Source organism: Pseudomonas sp. PA-4-8C, from assembly GCF_021606625.1.
In the GTDB taxonomy this organism is placed as follows: Bacteria; Pseudomonadota; Gammaproteobacteria; order Pseudomonadales; family Pseudomonadaceae; genus Aquipseudomonas; species Aquipseudomonas lactis.
The window spans coordinates 1-3,222 of the sequence record NZ_WKCD01000416.1; the positions used below are offsets into that span (position 1 = coordinate 1).

A 3,222-nucleotide genomic window follows, 5' to 3' on the forward strand; every position below is an offset into this window, starting at 1 on the left:
TCCCGCCCCAGCTCAGTGGCATACCCCTGCCCCCAGGCCTCGACGGCCAGGCGATAACCAAGGTTGATGCGCCGCTGCGTCAGGTAGTTAAGTGGCGCAATGCCGCCAAATCCGATGATGTGTTCGGGGCTCTCTTTCCGGGTAATTGCCCACCAGCCGTAACCCTGGGATGCCCATTGCTCCAGCCAGTGATCCAATAGCCGTTGTGCCGCATCCAGGTTGGGCAGCGGGCCGGCAGGATTGAACAAATTGGTCTGTGCATCACCGAAGATCGCGAACAATCGCTGAACGTCTGCGTGCCGTGGTTGGCGGTAGGTGAGCCGCGAGTGGCTGCTGGGCATATGACTGACTTCCCTGTTCTATCTAACAATGACAACCCCCTGTGGGAGCGCTCGAGCTTTAGCGAGGCCGCGATGGCGATAGTTCAGGCAACATAAATGCCAACAGTACCGCCGCCTTCGTAGCCTCGCCGGGGCTCGACAACTCCCACATTTGATCTGTTTTGCCGCTAGTTATGCATAGGCCTCGAAAACCGAAGGTTTCATCCCATGCGAGAAAAAATACACAAAGCGGTGAATTATTTCGTGTCCACTTGTATCTGAACTGACAGAGCGGTGCCATCGTAGCGATGGCACCTCCCCTGTTCAGCTTTTGAGTGGCCCGCATGAAACTACGTAAAAAACGCGTCAAACCCATCGGATTGAAAGACATCACCATTGTCGACGACAACAAGATGCGCAAGGCGATCACCGCCGCCGCACTTGGCAATGCCATGGAATGGTTCGACTTTGGCGTCTATGGCTTTGTCGCCTATGTGCTGGGCAAGGTGTTCTTCCCTGACGCTTCCCCCAGCGTGCAGATGATCGCAGCGCTGGCCACCTTCTCCGTCCCCTTCCTGATTCGCCCGCTGGGCGGCCTGTTCTTCGGCGCATTGGGCGACAAGTACGGACGGCAAAAAGTCCTGGCCGCCACCATCGTGATCATGTCCTTGAGCACCTTTGCCATCGGCCTGATCCCCGGCTATGCCTCCATTGGTATCTGGGCGCCAATCCTGTTGCTGCTGTGCAAAATGGCCCAGGGCTTCTCGGTGGGCGGTGAGTACACCGGCGCGTCGATTTTCGTGGCCGAATACGCCCCGGACCGCAAGCGCGGCTTCCTTGGCAGTTGGCTGGACTTCGGCTCCATCGCCGGTTTCGTCCTCGGCGCGGGTGTCGTGGTGTTGATCTCCACCGTGCTCGGTGAAGCAGAATTCGAGGCCTGGGGCTGGCGCTTGCCGTTCTTCCTCGCCCTGCCCCTGGGCATCATCGGCCTGTACCTGCGCCACGCACTGGAAGAGACCCCTGCGTTTCAACAGCATGTCGACAAGCTCGAACAGGGTGACCGCGAAGGCCTGAGCCACGGCCCTAAAGTCTCGTTCAAGGAAATCGCCACCAAGCACTGGCGCAGCCTGCTGACCTGCATCGGTATCGTCGCGGCTACCAACGTGACCTACTACATGCTGCTCACCTACATGCCCAGCTATCTGTCCCACAACCTGCACTACGCCGAAAACAGCGGCGTGCTGATCATCATCGCGATCATGGTCGGCATGTTGTTCGTGCAGCCGTTCATTGGCTTTGTCAGCGACAAGATCGGCCGCAAGCCGTTCATCATCGCCGGCAGCATTGGCCTGCTGTTCCTGTCGATCCCGGCCTTCATGCTGATCACCAGCGGCAAGACCGGCCTGATTTTCGGCGGTCTGTTGATTCTGGCGGTGGTGCTGAACTTCTTTATCGGTGTGATGGCTTCGACCTTGCCGGCGATGTTCCCCACCCACCTGCGCTACAGCGCCCTGGCCAGTGCCTTCAACGTCTCGGTACTGATCGCCGGTGTCACGCCCACTGCGGTGGCCTGGCTGGTGGAGAGCACCAACAACCTGTACATGCCCGCTTATTACTTGATGGTGTTCGCGGTGGTTGGCCTGATCACGGGCCTGACCATGAAGGAAACCGCCAACAAGCCCCTGCGCGGTGCGGCCCCGGCGGCTTCCGACATGGAAGAAGCCAAGGAGCTGCTGCAGGAGCATCACGACAATATCGAGCAGAAAATCGAAGACATCGACGCCGAGATTGCCGCGCTGCAAACCAAGCGTGAAAACCTGGTACAGCAACACCCGCGTATCAATTAATAACCTGACTGTGCGTGGTCGCGACCTGCGACCACGCCATTGGAGCGTTCAGCATGGTTTCAAGCGTCACCGCCGCACACAGGTTACTCAGCGCAGACGAGCGCGCCGCCATTGCCGAAATTGAAGCAACCACCAACATCCTCAAGCTGGTCACTCGTCTGACCGGGATGAGATTCGCCGGCATCGCCAAGTTCACCGACCAGGAATGGGTGGTGTGTTCGGCCTACGACCCGCTGCAAATGGGCATCAACGTCGACGACGTACTCGACCTCGAAACCACCCTGTGCAGTGAGTTCTGCATCAACCCACACACCCTGTTCATTCCCCAGATCAGCCAGAACGGCCGTTTCGCGTCACGCCCGGTGGTCAAGCAATACGCCATCGAAAGCTACGCCGGCGCGCCGATCTTCCTGCCCGATGGCCGCCTGTTCGGGGCGCTGTGTGCGCTGGACTCACGGGCCATGCTGTTCGACGACCCCAACCTGCCGGAAACCCTGAGCCTGTTCGCACGGCTGATTGGCTGCATTTTCTACGCTAACCTGACCCCGGCGGATCACTGACACCCGCCCTGCCCCGCAGTGTTGCCATGTCGCGCTTGGGCGGCACCCCGAACAGCCGGCTGTACTCACGGCTGAATTGCGACGGGCTCTCATACCCGACTTTGAACGCGGCACTGGACACATCCTGGTGCTCGTTCAACATCAACCGACGCGCTTCATTCAAACGCAGCCATTTCTGGTATTGCAGCGGGCTCATCGCGGTCAGTTGCCGGAAGTGATGGTGAAAGGTCGCCGCGCTCATTTGCACCCGCGCTGCCAGCTCTTCCACACGCAGGGTGACGTCGAAATTCAACTTCAGCCAATCGATGGCCTTGGCAATCCGGTAGCCCTGCCCGTCCACCGAGCAGATCTGGCGCAGTCGGCCGGCCTGGTCGCTTTTCAATAGCCGGTAATGAATCTCGCGCTGGATCAATGGCGCGAGTACCGGGATAGCCTCGGGTTCGTCCAGCAACGCCACCAGGCGCGCGAATGCGGCCAGCATGCCGTCGGTGACCG

Annotated in this window: 4 protein-coding genes; 2 read left to right on the forward strand and 2 right to left on the reverse strand. The window is 59.6% G+C overall.

Annotated elements, in window-relative coordinates; genetic code table 11:
* The coding region (locus GIW04_RS29230) for a GNAT family N-acetyltransferase (RefSeq protein ID WP_236479490.1) at positions 1-341 on the reverse strand (341 nt) is incomplete at its 3' end.
* A gap of 323 nt (positions 342-664) precedes the next feature.
* Between GIW04_RS29230 and proP the strand changes: the two genes are divergently transcribed.
* Positions 665-2,167, forward strand: a complete 1,503-nt coding sequence (proP, locus tag GIW04_RS29235; protein ID WP_032892100.1) for a glycine betaine/L-proline transporter ProP — start codon at positions 665-667, stop codon at positions 2,165-2,167.
* Positions 2,168-2,220: 53 nt separating this feature from the next.
* Positions 2,221-2,727: a GAF domain-containing protein gene (locus GIW04_RS29240; RefSeq protein ID WP_020302594.1), complete on the forward strand. Its 507-nt coding sequence runs from the start codon at positions 2,221-2,223 to the stop codon at positions 2,725-2,727.
* On the opposite strand, the gene GIW04_RS29245 is transcribed toward GIW04_RS29240, so the two are convergent.
* Positions 2,702-3,222, reverse strand: a 521-nt coding sequence (locus tag GIW04_RS29245) for an AraC family transcriptional regulator (RefSeq protein WP_236479492.1), incomplete at its 5' end; no start/stop codon positions are given. The two genes, GIW04_RS29240 and GIW04_RS29245, sit on opposite strands and share 26 nt — an antisense overlap.

Excerpts from the sequence above, each read along its gene's own strand:
- GIW04_RS29240 (WP_020302594.1), top strand. The coding sequence starts at position 2,221 with ATGGTTTCAAGCGTCACCGCCGCACACAGGTTACTCAGCGCAGACGAG.
- proP (WP_032892100.1), top strand. The coding sequence starts at position 665 with ATGAAACTACGTAAAAAACGCGTCAAACCCATCGGATTGAAAGACATC.